The organism is Halomonas sp. Mc5H-6 (assembly GCF_024124705.1).
GTDB classification, from domain to species: Bacteria; Pseudomonadota; Gammaproteobacteria; order Pseudomonadales; family Halomonadaceae; genus Vreelandella; species Vreelandella subterranea.
On the sequence record NZ_JAMXSI010000004.1, the window covers coordinates 212,977 to 227,708 of the forward strand.

12 protein-coding genes are annotated in these 14,732 nt (G+C 58.2%); 4 read left to right on the forward strand and 8 right to left on the reverse strand.

The annotated features are described in order from the left end of the window. Positions 1–124: 124 nt before the first annotated feature. Positions 125–1,156: a succinylglutamate desuccinylase/aspartoacylase family protein gene (locus tag NH395_RS08435; protein ID WP_066317051.1), complete on the reverse strand. Its 1,032-nt coding sequence runs from the start codon at positions 1,154–1,156 to the stop codon at positions 125–127. A gap of 229 nt (positions 1,157–1,385) precedes the next feature. Between NH395_RS08435 and NH395_RS08440 the strand changes: the two genes are divergently transcribed. Continuing rightward, positions 1,386–2,024, forward strand: coding sequence for a TetR family transcriptional regulator (locus NH395_RS08440; RefSeq protein WP_066317044.1), 639 nt, complete (start codon positions 1,386–1,388; stop codon positions 2,022–2,024). Positions 2,025–2,027: 3 nt separating this feature from the next. Here the strand turns inward: NH395_RS08440 and NH395_RS08445 are convergent, their stop codons facing one another. The 4 genes from NH395_RS08445 to NH395_RS08460 all read right to left on the reverse strand — a co-directional run bounded on the left by NH395_RS08445 (position 2,028) and on the right by NH395_RS08460 (position 8,907). Further along, a complete protein-coding gene (locus NH395_RS08445; protein ID WP_253023963.1) occupies positions 2,028–2,699 on the reverse strand; it encodes a hypothetical protein in 672 nt (223 codons plus the stop codon). 163 nt (positions 2,700–2,862) lie between these two features. After that, on the reverse strand, positions 2,863–6,036 hold the full coding sequence (locus NH395_RS08450) for an efflux RND transporter permease subunit (RefSeq protein WP_253023965.1): 3,174 nt from the start codon (positions 6,034–6,036) through the stop codon (positions 2,863–2,865). Then, positions 6,033–7,319: an efflux RND transporter periplasmic adaptor subunit gene (locus NH395_RS08455; RefSeq protein ID WP_253023967.1), complete on the reverse strand. Its 1,287-nt coding sequence runs from the start codon at positions 7,317–7,319 to the stop codon at positions 6,033–6,035. The genes NH395_RS08450 and NH395_RS08455 overlap by 4 nt, the downstream gene beginning before the upstream one ends. Before the next feature lie 100 nt (positions 7,320–7,419). Then, positions 7,420–8,907, reverse strand: a complete 1,488-nt coding sequence (locus NH395_RS08460; protein ID WP_253023969.1) for a TolC family outer membrane protein — start codon at positions 8,905–8,907, stop codon at positions 7,420–7,422. Between the two features lie 262 nt (positions 8,908–9,169). Here NH395_RS08460 and NH395_RS08465 point away from each other — a divergent pair, with 262 nt between their 5' ends. Further along, positions 9,170–10,087 carry an alpha/beta hydrolase gene (locus NH395_RS08465; protein ID WP_253023971.1) on the forward strand — a complete coding sequence of 306 codons (918 nt, stop codon included), beginning with the start codon at positions 9,170–9,172 and terminating at the stop codon, positions 10,085–10,087. On the opposite strand, the gene NH395_RS08470 is transcribed toward NH395_RS08465, so the two are convergent. Then, positions 10,084–10,827 carry a MipA/OmpV family protein gene (locus NH395_RS08470; protein WP_253023973.1) on the reverse strand — a complete coding sequence of 248 codons (744 nt, stop codon included), beginning with the start codon at positions 10,825–10,827 and terminating at the stop codon, positions 10,084–10,086. The genes NH395_RS08465 and NH395_RS08470 overlap by 4 nt on opposite strands. Positions 10,828–11,522: 695 nt before the next feature. Here NH395_RS08470 and NH395_RS08475 point away from each other — a divergent pair. Beyond that, positions 11,523–12,335, forward strand: coding sequence for a formate/nitrite transporter family protein (locus NH395_RS08475; protein ID WP_253023975.1), 813 nt, complete (start codon positions 11,523–11,525; stop codon positions 12,333–12,335). Positions 12,336–12,423: 88 nt separating this feature from the next. Then, on the forward strand, positions 12,424–12,864 hold the full coding sequence (gene cynS / locus NH395_RS08480) for a cyanase (protein WP_253023977.1): 441 nt from the start codon (positions 12,424–12,426) through the stop codon (positions 12,862–12,864). 3 nt (positions 12,865–12,867) lie between these two features. Here cynS and NH395_RS08485 read toward each other — a convergent pair whose 3' ends face one another. Further along, a complete protein-coding gene (locus NH395_RS08485) occupies positions 12,868–13,707 on the reverse strand; it encodes a fructosamine kinase family protein (RefSeq protein WP_253023979.1) in 840 nt (279 codons plus the stop codon). 61 nt (positions 13,708–13,768) lie between these two features. After that, on the reverse strand, positions 13,769–14,722 hold the full coding sequence (tal, locus tag NH395_RS08490) for a transaldolase (RefSeq protein ID WP_253023981.1): 954 nt from the start codon (positions 14,720–14,722) through the stop codon (positions 13,769–13,771). Between the last annotated feature and the right edge of the window lie 10 nt (positions 14,723–14,732).

Sequence of the window (14,732 nt, forward strand, 5' to 3'; positions counted from 1 at the left end):
CTTGGCCACTGGCCAGTTGGCTGCGTTAGTCACGTCATAAGTTATAGTTAAACAAAGCACTGACTGCCATCCGTGGCCGTAAGTTGCAGGCTATCGAGCTGATAGGTTTCTGTTATCGATATTGTCAATAAAGTGCGTCAGGGAGAGGCGTCAGACTCGATTGAAAGCTTTCGATCGCCGTTTCCGCTTCCTCGATGGCATCAAAACGGGCGATGTGGAACAGGGCTTCGCCTTCGTTGGCCAACGGTAAGCGGCTCATGCCGATGACGATGCCATCGGCCATGGCGCGCACGTCACCCTCATCGTTGCCGAACGGATCGGCCACCTTGCCCAGCACCTCGCCTTTGGCAACGCGGGCGCCCAGGCGCACCTTGGGTCGCAGAATGCCGTCGATCGGCGCCCGTGCCCAGCTTGACCCGTTGGCGACTTCCGCCGGGGCCGGCGAACGGCGGCGCTGCTCGCCGCTGAGCATGCCCAGGCGGCGCATGACCCGCAGCACGCCGCGCACTCCCGGAGCAATGGCCCATTCATCAAAGCGCAGCGCTTCCCCGGCTTCGTAGGTAAGCACCGGAATACCGCGACTTTGTGCATAGTGGCGCAGGCTGCCCTCGCGCAGCTCGGCGTTGAGCACCACCGGCGCGCCAAAGGCATCGGCCATGCGCTCGGTTTCGCTTTCCGGGCTCAACTGGGCGCGGATTTGCGGCAGGTTCGTGCGGTGGATCGCCCCGGTGTGCAGATCGATGATGTGCGTGGCGTGATCGACGATCTCTTCGCGGAACAACGCCGCCACACGCCCACCCAGGGAACCGGATTCACTGCCTGGAAAACAGCGGTTGAGATCCCGCCGGTCGGGCAAGTAGCGGGTTTGCTGCAGGAAGGCGAACACATTGACGACCGGCACGGCAATCAAGGTGCCCTTCAGGCTATTGATGGTTTTTGCACGTAATACGCGGCGGACGATTTCCACCCCGTTGATTTCATCGCCGTGAATGCCGCCGCACACCAGCATTACCGGCCCGCTGCGCCGTCCGTGCACCACCTCGACGGGAATATGCAAAGGCGTATGGGTATACAGCCGGGCGACCGGCACATCGATCTGTAAGCGCTTGCCGGGCGCGATACTGTGTCCGGCGAGTTGAAAAGAGGCTCGTGCCATTATGGATTGTCTCGCTTTGCGGGTCGTATAGCTTGCACTGACACGACATTTAAAAACAGCGTTTCCAATTATTCTTTATACCCGCCTCGCGCTGAAATATCAGCCCCCTGAATATGTGAGTGCTTACCCATACGTTTCCACACACCGCTTCCATACACAATTGAATGTAAAATAATTGCAGAATCAGATAAGATATATGCACAAATAACGTCGACGAGGTTGGGTTTCCATGGCAAGAAAAACAAAGGCTGAAGCAGCGGCCACGCGCGAGGCGCTACTTGATGCTGCGGAAGATATGTTCATGGAACACGGTGTCGCCCGTACCTCGCTGGAGCAAATCGCCCGCCACGCCGGCATGACGCGGGGCGCGGTCTATTGGCATTTCAAGAACAAGGGCGATATGTTTCGCGCCATGCTCGAACGCGTGCACATGCCGTTTCAGGATCTAGTGGACGAAATCGAGGCGCTGGAGCACGACGTCTCCTCACTGGAAGCGATTCGGCTTGCCTGCCTGCAAGGCTTGGAGCGCTTCGATCAGAATCCCCGTTCGCGCCGGGTGCACGCCATCCTGATTCATCGCTGTGAGTTTTTCAGCGACATCGACCCTATTGCCATGCAGCAGGAAATCGTCGACGAATGCCGTGAATCGCTTTACCAGCACCTGCTGATCTCCAAAGAGCAACAGATGCTTATCCAAGGCCTATCACCCGAGGTTGCCACCGATCTGCTCCAGGCAACCCTCGCCGGCCTCTTCCATGAGTGGATCAGAGACCCTTCGCGGTTTTCAATCTACGAACGGGGTGTCCCGCTGGTGAACCAGCTGATCAGCATGATGCGACGTTCGCCTGACACCAGCGAGACAAACTGACCGCTAATGATGCGCTAAAGGGCCACTCGACCCGGACTTGCCTTTAAGCCGACGCAAGCGCGTGCGGGTTTCGAGAAAGGCATCCTGCGCGACGCTCCGGAACGCATCCTCTTTAGGTAAGTACTTGACCAGTATACGGTATTCCCCTGTGTTTTCCGCTGGGTCATGCTTACCCAGCAACTGCACCTCGCAGGAAGGGTCGTCGGTGAGAATCGCGCGCCCCGGCTTTCCTTCACTGCTTGCCTGGGTTACTTGCACACACTTGCCCAACAAGCTACGCCGGGCATGGTGGCGATGAAACCATGGCCCTACCTGCCGACACAGACTTTCCGCAATGGGCGATGCCAGGGCAAAGCTTGCCCATAGCAGCACCACGCCAATCGGCACGATAAACAGCCCGACCGACAGCCACCGCAATACCAGCAGCTCTACCGCTAATGTAATGCCAGCGGCCAAAACGATCAGCCAGCTCAGAGCAACCGTCGTCGGCACGCCGGCAAACCCGAGGGCGACCAGTGCGCTCGCCAGGTGGTCATCCCGCAGGCTGTCTCGTTCGAAAAGCTCCACAGGGGCGATCCTCAGAAGGACCAATAGCCAATAAAGTCCAACTAACGGCAGCAATATGCTGAACAGGATAAACGGAAAACTCACTAACAGCTGGCGTACGGTATCCATCGTGTGACCTCCTACGCATTGGCTCAATTTTATTGAGCTTTGTCTTGTCAGCGTAGCTTCCCGAATTGCCAATAACATGTAGCAGTGCAGCATAAAAAAACGGGCATCATCGCTAGCGATGATGCCCGTCAATATATACGTCAATTAATGATGTCTGTTGACCTCACGGCTCCTGGGCTGACGGCTCTTGCCGAGACTTACCCCGGAACTTGCGGCCTAACCAGTCGGATGTCTGGGCAATCATGACATAGTAGCTGGGCACGAACAGGCTGCCCAGAATAGCCACCGTGGCCATACCTACCGCGACGGTCGTGCCGATATGGTGACTGCTGACATCGCTTGCACCGGTCGCCAGCGCCAGTGGCAGCGTGCCGAAGATGAACGCCAGCGACGTCATGATGATCGGCCGGAAGCGAAGCTCAGCCGCCGTGATCGCGGCCTCCTTGATGCTCTTGCCCTGCTCTTTACGCTGCAGCTCGGCAAACTCGACGATCAGGATGGCGTTTTTGGCGGCCAGGCCGACCACCACCAACAGGCCGATTTCCACGTAGATACTGGTATCCAAGCCGCGCAGCACGATACCGCCAACGCCCCCCAGAAACGCAAAGGGTGTCGAGGTCAGCACCGCCAGCGGCAGCGACCAGCTTTCATACTGGGCGGCGAGGATCAGGAACACCATCAGGATACCGAAGACAATCGCTAGCACGGCCGTATTGCCCATTTCGGCTTCCTGGTAGGCGGTACCGGTCCAGCCCATGCCCCAGTTTCTACCCAGGTTATCGGCAACGATTTGATCCATCGCCTCGATCGCCTCTGCCGAGCTGTAGCCTTCCGCCGGGCCGCCCTGGAATTGCGCGCCCAGATAGACGCCAAAGCGCGACACCACGGCAGGTTTGGCTTCCCGCTCGAGGGTGACGAACTCGGACAGCGGAATACGCTCACCGTCGCCGCCGCGCACGTAGACGTGGCTCACGTCATCCGGCGTCAGGCGGAAATCGTCCTCGTTTTGAAGGTACACCTGGAAGTTACGGTTCTGGTAGCTGAAGTAGTTAACAAAGCCGGTACCGAACGTATTGGACAGCGTCGAATGCAGATCTTCCAGCGAAACGCCGTAACTCAGCGCTTTCTGCTGGTCGATATCGGCGCGGTAGCCAGGCACGTTGACGCTGAAGGTCGTGAATACCTGCTCGAGCGCCGGGTGCTCGTTGGCCTTTTGCATGACCTGCAGCGAGGCTTCGAACAGTTCCTGGGACGTCGCCCCGCCAAAGGACTGCAGATAACCGGTGAAGCCGCCGGTGGTCGAAAGCCCCTGGATCGGCGGCGCATTGAACGCCCTGGCCGAACCGCCGGGTATTTCAGCGCCAATCTGCATGATCCGACCGACGAGCTCGCTGGCGGTGATATCCCGCTCGGGCCAGGGCGCCAGGTTGATGAACATGACCCCGCGAGCGGTGTTCACCGAACTCGTCAGGATGTCGTAACCCGCCACCGCTGACGAATAACTTACCCCAGGAATGGCTTCGACCCGTTCGCTGAGCGCCGCCATGTAATCCTGGGTACGTTCCAGAGAGGCGGCGTTGGGCAACTGTATGCTTGCCAGCACCACGCCCTGGTCGGTTTCCGGCACCAGGCTCGAGGGCGTATTTTGATACAGCCACCAGGCGCTACCGATGACCACCCCGGTCAACACCAGCGCCAGCATCCAGAAGCGTACCAGGCACTTCACCGCCACCATGAAGGCCGCAGTAATGGCGGCAAACAGCCGGTCAAACAGGCGCAGCGGGGTGTTCACCGCGCGCATGAACCTGGACTGGCCGTGCTTGGCCTTGTGCTTGATGAAAATCGCCGATAGCGCAGGCGTGAAGGTCAGCGCCATCAGCGCCGAGAAGGCTACCGATATCGCCACGGTCAGGGCGAACTGCTGGTAGATCTGCCCGGTAAAGCCGCCGAGGAAGGCCACTGGAATAAATACTGCCGCCATGATCAGCGAGGTGGCGATGACCGGGCCGCCGACTTCCTTCATGGCACGAATCGTCGCGTCCCTTACGCTGATGTCATCGTCCTCGCTGAGCACCCGCTCGACGTTTTCGACCACCAGTATCGCATCGTCCACCACGATCCCGATCGACAGCACCAGCGCGAACAGCGTCAGCAGGTTGATCGAGAAGCCGAACATGTAAAAGCCCGCAAACGTTGCCAGTACGGATACCGGCACCACCGACATGGCGATCACCGTGAACCGCCAGTTCTGCAGGAAGATGAACAGGATGACGCCGACGATCAGGAAGGCTTCGATGAAGACCTTCACCACGGTCTTGACCGAGGCGTCGATGAACAGCGTGGTGTCGTAGGGCACCGCGTACTCGAGACCCGGCGGGAAACGCTCGCTCAGCTCTTCCATGGTGGCGTTCACCGCCCGCGCGGTTTCCAGCGCGTTGGCCCCCGGCTGCTGATTGATGATGATGGGCGCCATGGCCTCACCGTTGAGACGCGCATCCACCCCGTAAGATGAGGCGCCGAGTTCGATGCGCGCCACATCATCCAGGCGCAATGTCGAACCATCCGGATTGGTACGCAGCGCAATATTGCGGAAATCATCGACGTCGTTGAGCCGACCACCCGCCGTGATGGTATAGGTGTAGGCACGCGGGTCGCTTTGCGGCGTGGCCGCGAGGCTGCCCGCCGGCACCTCGGTATTTTGCGCGCGGATAGCACTGGCAAGCTCAGTGGGCGTTAGGTCGTATTGCGCCAGCTTTTCCGGATCCATCCAGATACGCATGGCGAACTCGCCGCCGCCCAACACCTCGGCTTCGCCAACCCCCGGGACCTGGCGCAGCTCGTCGATGATATTAAGCGTGGCGTAGTTCTGCATGAAGATTTTGTTGTAGTCACCTTCCGGCGAGAACAGCGCCACAAACATCAATATCGAACTTGAACGCAGCTCGACGGTCACGCCCTGATCCTGCACGGCTTCGGGGAGCTGCGAGAGCGCCCCCTGCACACGGTTGTTGACGTTGATGGTGTTGATATCGCCTTCGGTGCCGATATCGAACGAGACGTTGAGCGACATGCTGCCGTTGTCGCTGCTGTTCGAGGTCATGTAGATCATGTCCTCGACGCCGTTGATCGCTTCCGCGATCGGCGCGGCAACGGTCTGGGCGACGGTTTCGGCATCGGCCCCCGGAAACTGCGCCTGTACCGACACGGTCGGCGGCACGACGTTCGGGTACTGTTCGATGGGCAGCACCCGCATGCTGACCACCCCGATAATGGTCAGGATAATCGCCAGAACCGTCGCAAAGATGGGGCGACTGATGAAGAAATTAGAGAAATTCATTGCGAGGAATCCCCTTCCTCATCGCTTTCCTGTTCGCTTTCTGCGTCAGCGCCCTGAGCCTGTTGTGCCTGCTCGGCAGCCTGTTCTTCCTGCTCCGCCTGCGCTTCTTCTACGTTCTCGACCACTTGCTCGGCGTCACCGTTAAACGGCTGAGGGTCGATCGCCGTGCCGGGCTCGATACCGGTCGGGTCGCCAACCACGACACGATCACCCTCTTCCAGGCCATCGCGCAGAATTTGCCAGGGACCCGCGATTTCACCCAGGCTAACGGTTCGCGAGCGGGCGCGGTTGTCATCATCCAATACAAAGACTTGAGGCCCCATCAACCCCTGAGTGACGGCGATTTCAGGGACTGCAAATACGCCATAGCGCTGCAAGCCTTCAATGCTGACACGGACAAACTGACCGGGCAGGATTTCCCCGTCTGGGTTATCAAAGGTGGCACTGGCCTGCACGGTGCTGGTGCGATCACTGACTCGCGACCCCAGGTAGTCAAGGCGCCCTTCAAGCGTCTGATCACCTCCGCCATCGCGACCCGGTAGTGCCAGGGTGGCGCGGATATCCTCTACCGCCATCCCTTCACGCAGCTGTCGACGCAGTGCAAAGGCGTCGTCTTGCGGCATCTGGAAGCGAACTTCCAGCGGATCAAGCGGCGTGACGGTGGCAAGCTCGGTGCCGGACTGCACCAGATTGCCCACATTAATTTCGCTCAAGCTGATCATACCGGCGACGGGCGCCGTCACCTCAGCATAGTTCAGGTCAATCTGAGCGCTTTCCAGTGCTGCCTCGGCCTGAGCCACATTGGCCTGGGCAACACCCAGGTCAGCACGCGCCTGGTCATAGTCCTGACGACTCACCGAATTCTGGTTCAGCAGCCGCTCAAAGCGCTCTGCATCGCGCTGGGCGCGGGCAAACTCCGCGCGGGCGCTTTGCAGATCGGCTTCGCGCTGGTTCACCGTGGCGCGGTAGACATCAGGCTCGATGGAGTAGAGAAGCTGGCCTTCCTCGACAAACTCGCCGGGCTCGAAATGACGTTCCTGTAAATAGCCGGTGACGCGGGCAACCAGAGTGACTTCATCGTCGCTGCGCAGCAGCGAAGAGTATGATTTTTCCAGCGGCAGGTCCTGTCGGGCCGCCTCGGTCACTTCAACGGGGTGCGGAGGCGGTTCTTGTTGCTGCCCCTCTGCTTGCTCGGCTTGCTCTTCCTGGCCACAGGCAACAAGCAGCGCGCTAGCGCCTATCACCATCAGCGCGCTACGAACGCCGTAAAACATGTTCTTCATTACTTTATTCCCTTGAGGCGCTTATAAAACCGACACAGACTACAACCATACATGTATGAATGTAAATGTTTGGCGGCCTTCAGTGCCGCCAAAGAGGTTGTTACTGCTCAAGTACCGGGCGCTCACCGATGTCGGTTACGCTGCTGGAGCCCGCGTCTTCAGGCAGTGTAAAGGTCACTTCTTCGCCCTGTAGCCACGCATTGATCTCTTCGACGGCCTCAACGTCCAACCGGCCAGATTGCTGGCGTAGCGATAGCAGATTGACGACGTAGTCGTAGCGCGCCTGGGCATAGTCGGAAATCGCGTTGTAGAGGTTTTGCTCGGCATTCAACACGTCGACGATATTGCGGGTACCGACTTCATAGCCTGCACGTGTGGCATCCAGCGCACTCTGGTTGGAAACGATGGCCTGCTCACGGGCGTCGACGGTGGAGACATCATTGCTGACCTGGGTATACAGCGAGCGCACCTGCTGAACGGTGTCACGGCGCTGGGCCTCAAAGTCGAACTGACTGGCTTCCAACTGGTAGGTGCTTTGACGGATGCTGGCCTGGGTGCTGCCGCCCGTGTATAGCGGCCAGTTGGCGCTCAACCCTATCTGGCTGGATTCATCGTGGCCTTGAATGCCGTCGATATCGTTATCGGCATACTGGTAACTCGCGAACGCCTCCAGAGTAGGCAGGCGCTGCGCCTGGGCCACGCCCACAGCACTGCGGGACACCTCGACACCCGCCTGTTCGGCGAGCACCAGAGGGTTGTTCTCAACGGCGAGGTCCACCCAGTAATTGCGGTCGCTGGGCGTCGGCTGCTGGATGGGATAGTCGTCGCTCAGCGCTTCAATGCTGGCATAGCGCTGGCCGGTCAAACGCTCAAGAGCTTCAAAACTCACCTGCAGATCGCTCTGTGCGGCAATGCGTTCGGCACGAGACTGATCGAAGCTGGCCTGGGCCTCTTCCACCTCGGTAATCGCAATCAGCCCGACCTCGAACTGTTCTTCCGCCTGTTCCAACTGACGGCCAATGGCGCGCTCCTGAGCCAGACGGGCATCGAGAATGTCGTTGGCGCGCAGAATATCAAAGTAAGCCGTCGCCACGTCGATCAACACTTGCTGCTCGGTCGAGGCCAGTGCGTAAATTTGCTGATCGATTTCCCGCTCGGCTTGTTCAACCTCGCGGCTGTTGCGGGCGTCAAAAAGCGCTTGCGAGGCTTCCAGTGTCAGGCTGACGCTATTGAAGGGATCGTCATTGCCGCCGGTGTTGCCCGTCCCGGTACCCACCTGACCTGCCTGAGTGCCCGCTGCACTGGTTTGGCTTTCGTAGGTGCGGTTATGCGCCACATTCCCTGACGCGTTCAACTGAGGCAGCAAGTCACCGCGGGCAACGTCACGCCCCGCCTCGACGCTCTGGGTTTGGGAACGTGCCGAACTCAACTCGGCGTTATTTTCCAGCGCGTCGCGGGTGATGGTGAGTAGATCCGCTGACCAAGCGGGAGCCGCCCATACGGAAAGCAACAACGCCGGAAGCAGCATGCGCTGTGCCATAAGAGGGCGAGGGCTTTTAAAAGCCAACGTGGAAGGGAGTCGCAGCATAGCGTTTTCCTCATTAATATTCGTCTGAATGCTTACATACATTGTCGCATGTTTTTTTGGCGATACCAGACCTTCGTCAAATATTCGGCTTATATTTCACTTTTCTTTACTATTTCTCTGGCAGTGTCTGCTTTGCCGTTATTCCTTGGGGCTTTCCTTTGCCCAATGGCCACCACACCGCTATGCCGTTCAGGTTGGCTTCAGTCGACTATCCTGTACGTCATCATGCTGCAAAGCAACAAACGACTTACTGAGGTATGCCATGGATCGCATTGAATATATACGCTTACGTCAGCTCGAAATCGCCGTTCGTATCTGGCACCCCGACGCTCCCCATACGGTGATCGCCTGGCACGGGCTGGCCCGTCACGGCGGCGACTTTGAGTCCCTGGCCCGGAAGCTCGGCCCTCAATGGCGAGTCATTGCGCCCGATACGCCGGGACGCGGACTTTCCAGCTGGTCGCTTTATCCTGCCAATGATTACTTATACCGCCACTATGTGACGATCGCGTTGGCTGTCCTCGACCATTTCCACATCGAGAGCGCGAACTGGGTCGGCACCTCGATGGGTGGTTTGCTCGGCATGCTGCTGGCCGCTGATGAGAACACCGCTCAGCGAATTCGCTGCTTGGTTCTCAATGATGTCGGCCCCGAACTTGACAGCCAGGCACTGGCTGAAATGGCAACCTACTTTAGCGTGCTCAAACGTTTTTCGACGCTCAGCGAGCTACAACAGGCGCTTGAGCAACATTACCAAGGGTTCGGTACCCTCAGCCGTTTTGAGTGGCAGCAGATGGCACTGAGCAGTGGACGTCGACTGCCAGATGGCAGCTGGAGCTTTCATTACGATCCTCGCATAAGCGAGCAGTTCGTCAACGATACACCTCGCGATACGTGGCGCGACTGGCAGCAGATCCGCTGCCCGCTGATGGTTATTCGGGGTGAACATTCCACGTTGTTGCGTGCCGAGAGCATAGAACGCATGCAGGTCGACCAGCCGCACATGGAAGTGCTTGAGGCAACGGGATGTGGTCATGCCCCCATGCTCAACAATGACCAGCAGGTGGTTCCCCTCAAGCGCTTTCTAAACCGCTATGGCGGCATCGCCTCTGACCCAGCGGCAAGCCCTGGCGAACGGATCAGTCGTTGGTGGCAACGCCTGACCCGCCCTCGTGGCTAAAAGTGGTAGTTGATCAGCGCACCGCCCATTACTTGGGTCTTGTCACCCCGGTCATCCACGATCGGGCTGTCAGCGGCGTCGCCTGTCAATCGGGTAACACCGACTAGCCCCGTTACCGACCAGTCACGGGTCAGGTAATAGCTCAGGCGGCTGTTCAGTCCATAACGGAAATAGCCATCGTTCGGACGGTAGACGGCAAATCCTGAACGCGCGCTTTCTGCAGGCGAAATACCGAACATATCGCGAGTCCAGTCATCGCTTGAGTAGGTCAACTCAGGACCAATCGAAAACGCCATCTGCTCCGACAACATGGTACGCCAGTTGGCTTTCAGGTCTGCTTCATAACCGTCTACATCGCCGCCTAAAGGGGCTTTAGTAGCGGCTTCCAGCCCCCAAGGGCCGTTTGAATAGCGGGCACGCACGCCCGCCGCTGCACCATCGTCTACCTCGTCCAGGCCGCTTAGCTCGCCATCGTTATCACGGCCCGGCAAGTAAGTGATAAACGGTGACACCTTCCAGTTGCCCTGGCGAAGCAAGTTCCAGCCGATACCATCACGCACGCTGGCGTAAAAGGTATCGCCATACGTAATACTGGCACTTGGCCAGCCACGCGTTTCATTTTCATCGCTGCCCAGATATTCAGGCACGCTGAATACGCCGGCGCCAACGCTGCCTTCCCACTGCGCCAGCGCGTTACCCGATGCCATCAGCAACAACGTGGACAGCGCGCAATATGGCATAGCCGATAGTCTTGATCTCATGGTTAAAACCCACTGTTGTCATGAAGGTTTGGAAGCAATGCCCTAACCAACCACAGGCCGTCTTCCTTGACGTAAGCAATCAACGACAAAGTCGCAGCTGGCATGGCCAACTGCGCTGGAATCGACGCTTAATAGGACGCAGGAACTGCGTCGTAACATACATTTATGAATGTAAGCTAGCACTCGCCTTCAGCTCCGTCAATTCTCCTTCTCGTACCGAGTCAACGCTATCCCAGGGGCAATCAACGCCAGAACGGCCAAACGCCCTTTTTGCAACAATATTGTGCATAGCTCATGGCGCCGCCTCCTAACGGTGCAGCCTTTATCAAACAGCCCTGCGACGATTGATTCTCACCACACCACTGGCAAATATACGATTTGACGCCAAAAAAAATAAATCAATGAAATAAATCGATTTTATAAATCCCCAAGCCCTCCAATGAACAAGTTGGCATGCCAAATGCAGTGTCCTGTCGGCGAGCTGAGCGCCTGCAATTTCCAGATCATATCGAAGCGCTAACACAATGCATTGATGCTAAAGGCAGACGCAAAGGACTGACACAAAGAACTAACACAAAGAACTAACACAAAGGACTAACGAAAACGCAAAGGACTGGCACTGGACATTCAGGCGCGACGTTAATTAACCGAAAATGACACAGGAAAACCTATTCATGTCATATCTAATGCCCAGTGAGTTTGTTACCAAGCTGGTAGACCAGGGTGAAGCGAAAGTCTATATGGGCACCCGGGATACGCTTATTCGCGCCTTCATGGCGGGGGCCACCCTGGCGTTGGCGGTTATTTTCGCCATCACTATCGCCACTCAGACCGGCAACTTCCTGATCGGCGCACTGCTGTTCCCCGTGGGCTTTGTCATGCTTTACCTGATGGGTTATGACCTGCTCACCGGGGTGTTCATGCTGGTGCCGATCGCCTGGCTCGATAAGCGCCCCGGCGTCACCCTGCCGCGCATGCTGAAATGCTGGGGGCTGGTAGGGCTCGGCAACCTTGGGGGTGCCCTGTTCATCGCCACCTTCGGCTATCTGAACTTCTCCATGGGCGGCACCGAGGAAATCAACGCCGTCGGCCAGACCATGATGTCTGTCGGTGAAAGTCGAACCGTGGGTTATCAGGATGCCGGGCTGGCCGGTTGGATTGTGCTCTTCCTCAGGGGCATGTTCTGCAACTGGATGGTGTCCATGGGGGTCGTGGGTGCCGCTATCTCGACAACGGTATCCGGCAAGATCATGGCCATGTGGATGCCGATCATTGTGTTTTTCTATCTTGGCTTCGAGCATTCCGTGGTCAACATGTTCCTGTTCCCGATCGGCCTGATGATGGGCGCTGAATTTACGCTGTATCAGTACATCATGTGGAATGAAATCCCCACGGTATTGGGCAACCTGGTCGGTGGCCTGACACTGGTTGGCCTTGTGCTGTACACCACCCATGTCCGCACCCAGCCCAAGAAAAATTTATCTTGATCTAGGTCCATTTACCGAAAGCCGCTAACAACAACGCCGCTAACAACAACAGGGCGTCACGCGCCCTCCATCGCACAGGAGAAATCTCGTGGATAAACTTGAAATGCGCCACACCCTGCTTGCCGCCAAAGCGCGCAAGAAAATGAGCTGGGACGATATTGCCAGCGCCGTCGGAATGTCGCCGGTATGGGTAGCATCGGCCTGCTACGGCATGAACAGCGCCAGCCCCGATATCGCCCAAAAGATCTGCAAGACGCTGGATGTCGAGAGCGATGTCGCCGATGCCCTGGTGACATTCCCGACCAAGGTGTGGGATGAAGCCATCCCCCAGGACCCCTTCATTTATCGCCTCTATGAAGTCGTCGGCGTATATGGTGAGACGCTCAAGGATGTGGTGCAGGAGCAGTTTGGCGACGGCATCATGAGCGCTATCGATTTCACCATGGATGTCGATAAGGTCGAAGACCCCAAAGGCGACCGGGTGCTGCTTACCCTGAACGGCAAGTTCTTGCCCTACAAGTCTTGGTAATGCTTAACCCTGATAGGCCTCAAGCGTGGCAACGCTGCGCTCAACGCCACTGCGATAGCTCGCTCCAAAGAGCAGCAAATGATTGAGCAGCGGGTAGAGTTGAAATAAGGCTTCACGCCTCGGCCAATCGGCCGGGGCGTCGCCGTTCCAGTAGGCCTCGAAAAAGCGTTCATCCAGCGAGCCAAAGAGCGTCAACATGGCAATATCGACTTCCGGGTAGTGACGATATATCGCTGGGTCGATAATCGCAGGGCCACGCGGCGTGAACATCACATTGCCCGACCACAGATCGCCATGCACCAGGCTCGCGGGCATGTCGGGCAGCCAGCTTTCCAACTCATGCGCCTGGCGGGCGATGCGCTCATAAAGCTTTTTATCGAGCAAACCGCGCTGATAGCAGGCATCGCCGAGAGGCAATAGCCGTCGCTCGCGCTGAAAAACACGCCCATCGTCCAACGGCGCATTGGGCTGAGGCGTACTGCCACAGGCGTTATCCCAGTGCCAGCCATGTTGCTGACCGACGCTTGCGTGAAGCTCTTTGAGGCCTTCACCCAGCCTCGCATTATCGCGTCGACCCGAGGCTTCAAGCCTCTCCATTACCAGCCAGCTTTCGGAAAGGCCCAGCACCTGGGGGACAATCAGTATGGAACATGCGCCCTTTAACGCCCGTAATGCCTCGGCTTCGCCGCGCAGCCGCTGCGCGTCGTCATGCTTGACGACGACACGACCCTGTTCGGTATCAAGCTGATAGACGGCCGCAATATCGCCACCGCCAAGCGGCGTTAATGCGCCCTTGGGTGTAAGGTCGAGGGTTTCCAGTAACGCGTCTAGGGCTGAGTCCATTGCATGCTCCTTTGCGCTGAATGTCAGTCTATTATGACGGCCAACTGGCGGGGACGTCGACTCACCCCAGCCGCTGATGAATGAGCTTTTCCAGCTCAAGCTGGTCATCGTGGAACCGACGAATACCCTCCGCCAGCTTGTCGTTGGCCATGGCATCCTGATTGTGGCCCCAGCGGAAATCGGCTTCATTGAGGGCGGGCAATGGCTGACCGTTGCCCGCAGGCGCAGCAATCTGAGGCGTCACCTCCCCCTCTGTGGAAGCCAGCTCTTCAAGCAGCGCCGGGGAAATGGTCAACCTTGGGCACCCCGCCAACGCCAGCACCTGGCCGGTGGTGCGGAAACTGGCGCCCATCACGACGGTGTCGTAGCCGCCCTGGTTGGCCCGTTCACAAACCCCGCGCACAAACGCGACGCCCGGGTCGTTTTCCGGCGTGTAGTCGTTGCCGGTGGCATTCTTGTACCAATCGGTCACACGGCCCACAAACGGCGAGACAAGAAACACGCCCGCATCAAAACAGGACTGCGCCTGGGCGTCGCTGAACAACAGCGTCAGGTTGCACTGAATGCCTTCGCGCTCCAGGACTTCGGCGGCGCGAATGCCTTCCCAGGTGGACGCCAGCTTGATCAGCACGCGGTCGCGGGTGACACCTCGAGCTTCATAAAGCTCGATCAGCTCATGGGCCTTGGCGATGCTCGCCTGGGTGTCAAACGACAGCCGGGCCGCCACTTCGGTGGACACACGCCCTGGCACCACGGCGGCGATTTCGCTGCCTACCGCCACCGCCAACCGGTCAACGGCATGGGGTACCTGCTGCTCAAGCGCCCCGCCCGCGGCTTTCACCTGGCTCAGTTCTTCGTCGATCATCGCCTGATAGCCCGGCAGACTGAACGCCTTGAGCAGTAGCGACGGATTGGTGGTGGCGTCCTGTGGCTGGTAGCGGCGAATCGCTTCCAGGTCCCCGGTATCGGCCACCACCAGTGAGTGTTGTTTTAACTGCTGTAATTGATCAGTCATCTATCAATCT

What these genes read in the sequence shown, in the direction of transcription:
- NH395_RS08445 (WP_253023963.1), bottom strand. Translation starts at nt 2,699, where the DNA reads ATGGATACCGTACGCCAGCTGTTAGTGAGTTTTCCGTTTATCCTGTTC.
- NH395_RS08455 (WP_253023967.1), bottom strand. Translation starts at nt 7,319, where the DNA reads ATGAAGAACATGTTTTACGGCGTTCGTAGCGCGCTGATGGTGATAGGC.
- NH395_RS08485 (WP_253023979.1), bottom strand. Translation starts at nt 13,707, where the DNA reads ATGGACTCAGCCCTAGACGCGTTACTGGAAACCCTCGACCTTACACCC.
- tal (WP_253023981.1), bottom strand. Translation starts at nt 14,722, where the DNA reads ATGACTGATCAATTACAGCAGTTAAAACAACACTCACTGGTGGTGGCC.
- NH395_RS08460 (WP_253023969.1), bottom strand. Translation starts at nt 8,907, where the DNA reads ATGCTGCGACTCCCTTCCACGTTGGCTTTTAAAAGCCCTCGCCCTCTT.
- NH395_RS08440 (WP_066317044.1), top strand. Translation starts at nt 1,386, where the DNA reads ATGGCAAGAAAAACAAAGGCTGAAGCAGCGGCCACGCGCGAGGCGCTA.
- NH395_RS08450 (WP_253023965.1), bottom strand. Translation starts at nt 6,036, where the DNA reads ATGAATTTCTCTAATTTCTTCATCAGTCGCCCCATCTTTGCGACGGTT.
- NH395_RS08470 (WP_253023973.1), bottom strand. Translation starts at nt 10,827, where the DNA reads ATGCCATATTGCGCGCTGTCCACGTTGTTGCTGATGGCATCGGGTAAC.
- NH395_RS08465 (WP_253023971.1), top strand. Translation starts at nt 9,170, where the DNA reads ATGGATCGCATTGAATATATACGCTTACGTCAGCTCGAAATCGCCGTT.
- NH395_RS08475 (WP_253023975.1), top strand. Translation starts at nt 11,523, where the DNA reads ATGTCATATCTAATGCCCAGTGAGTTTGTTACCAAGCTGGTAGACCAG.
- NH395_RS08435 (WP_066317051.1), bottom strand. Translation starts at nt 1,156, where the DNA reads ATGGCACGAGCCTCTTTTCAACTCGCCGGACACAGTATCGCGCCCGGC.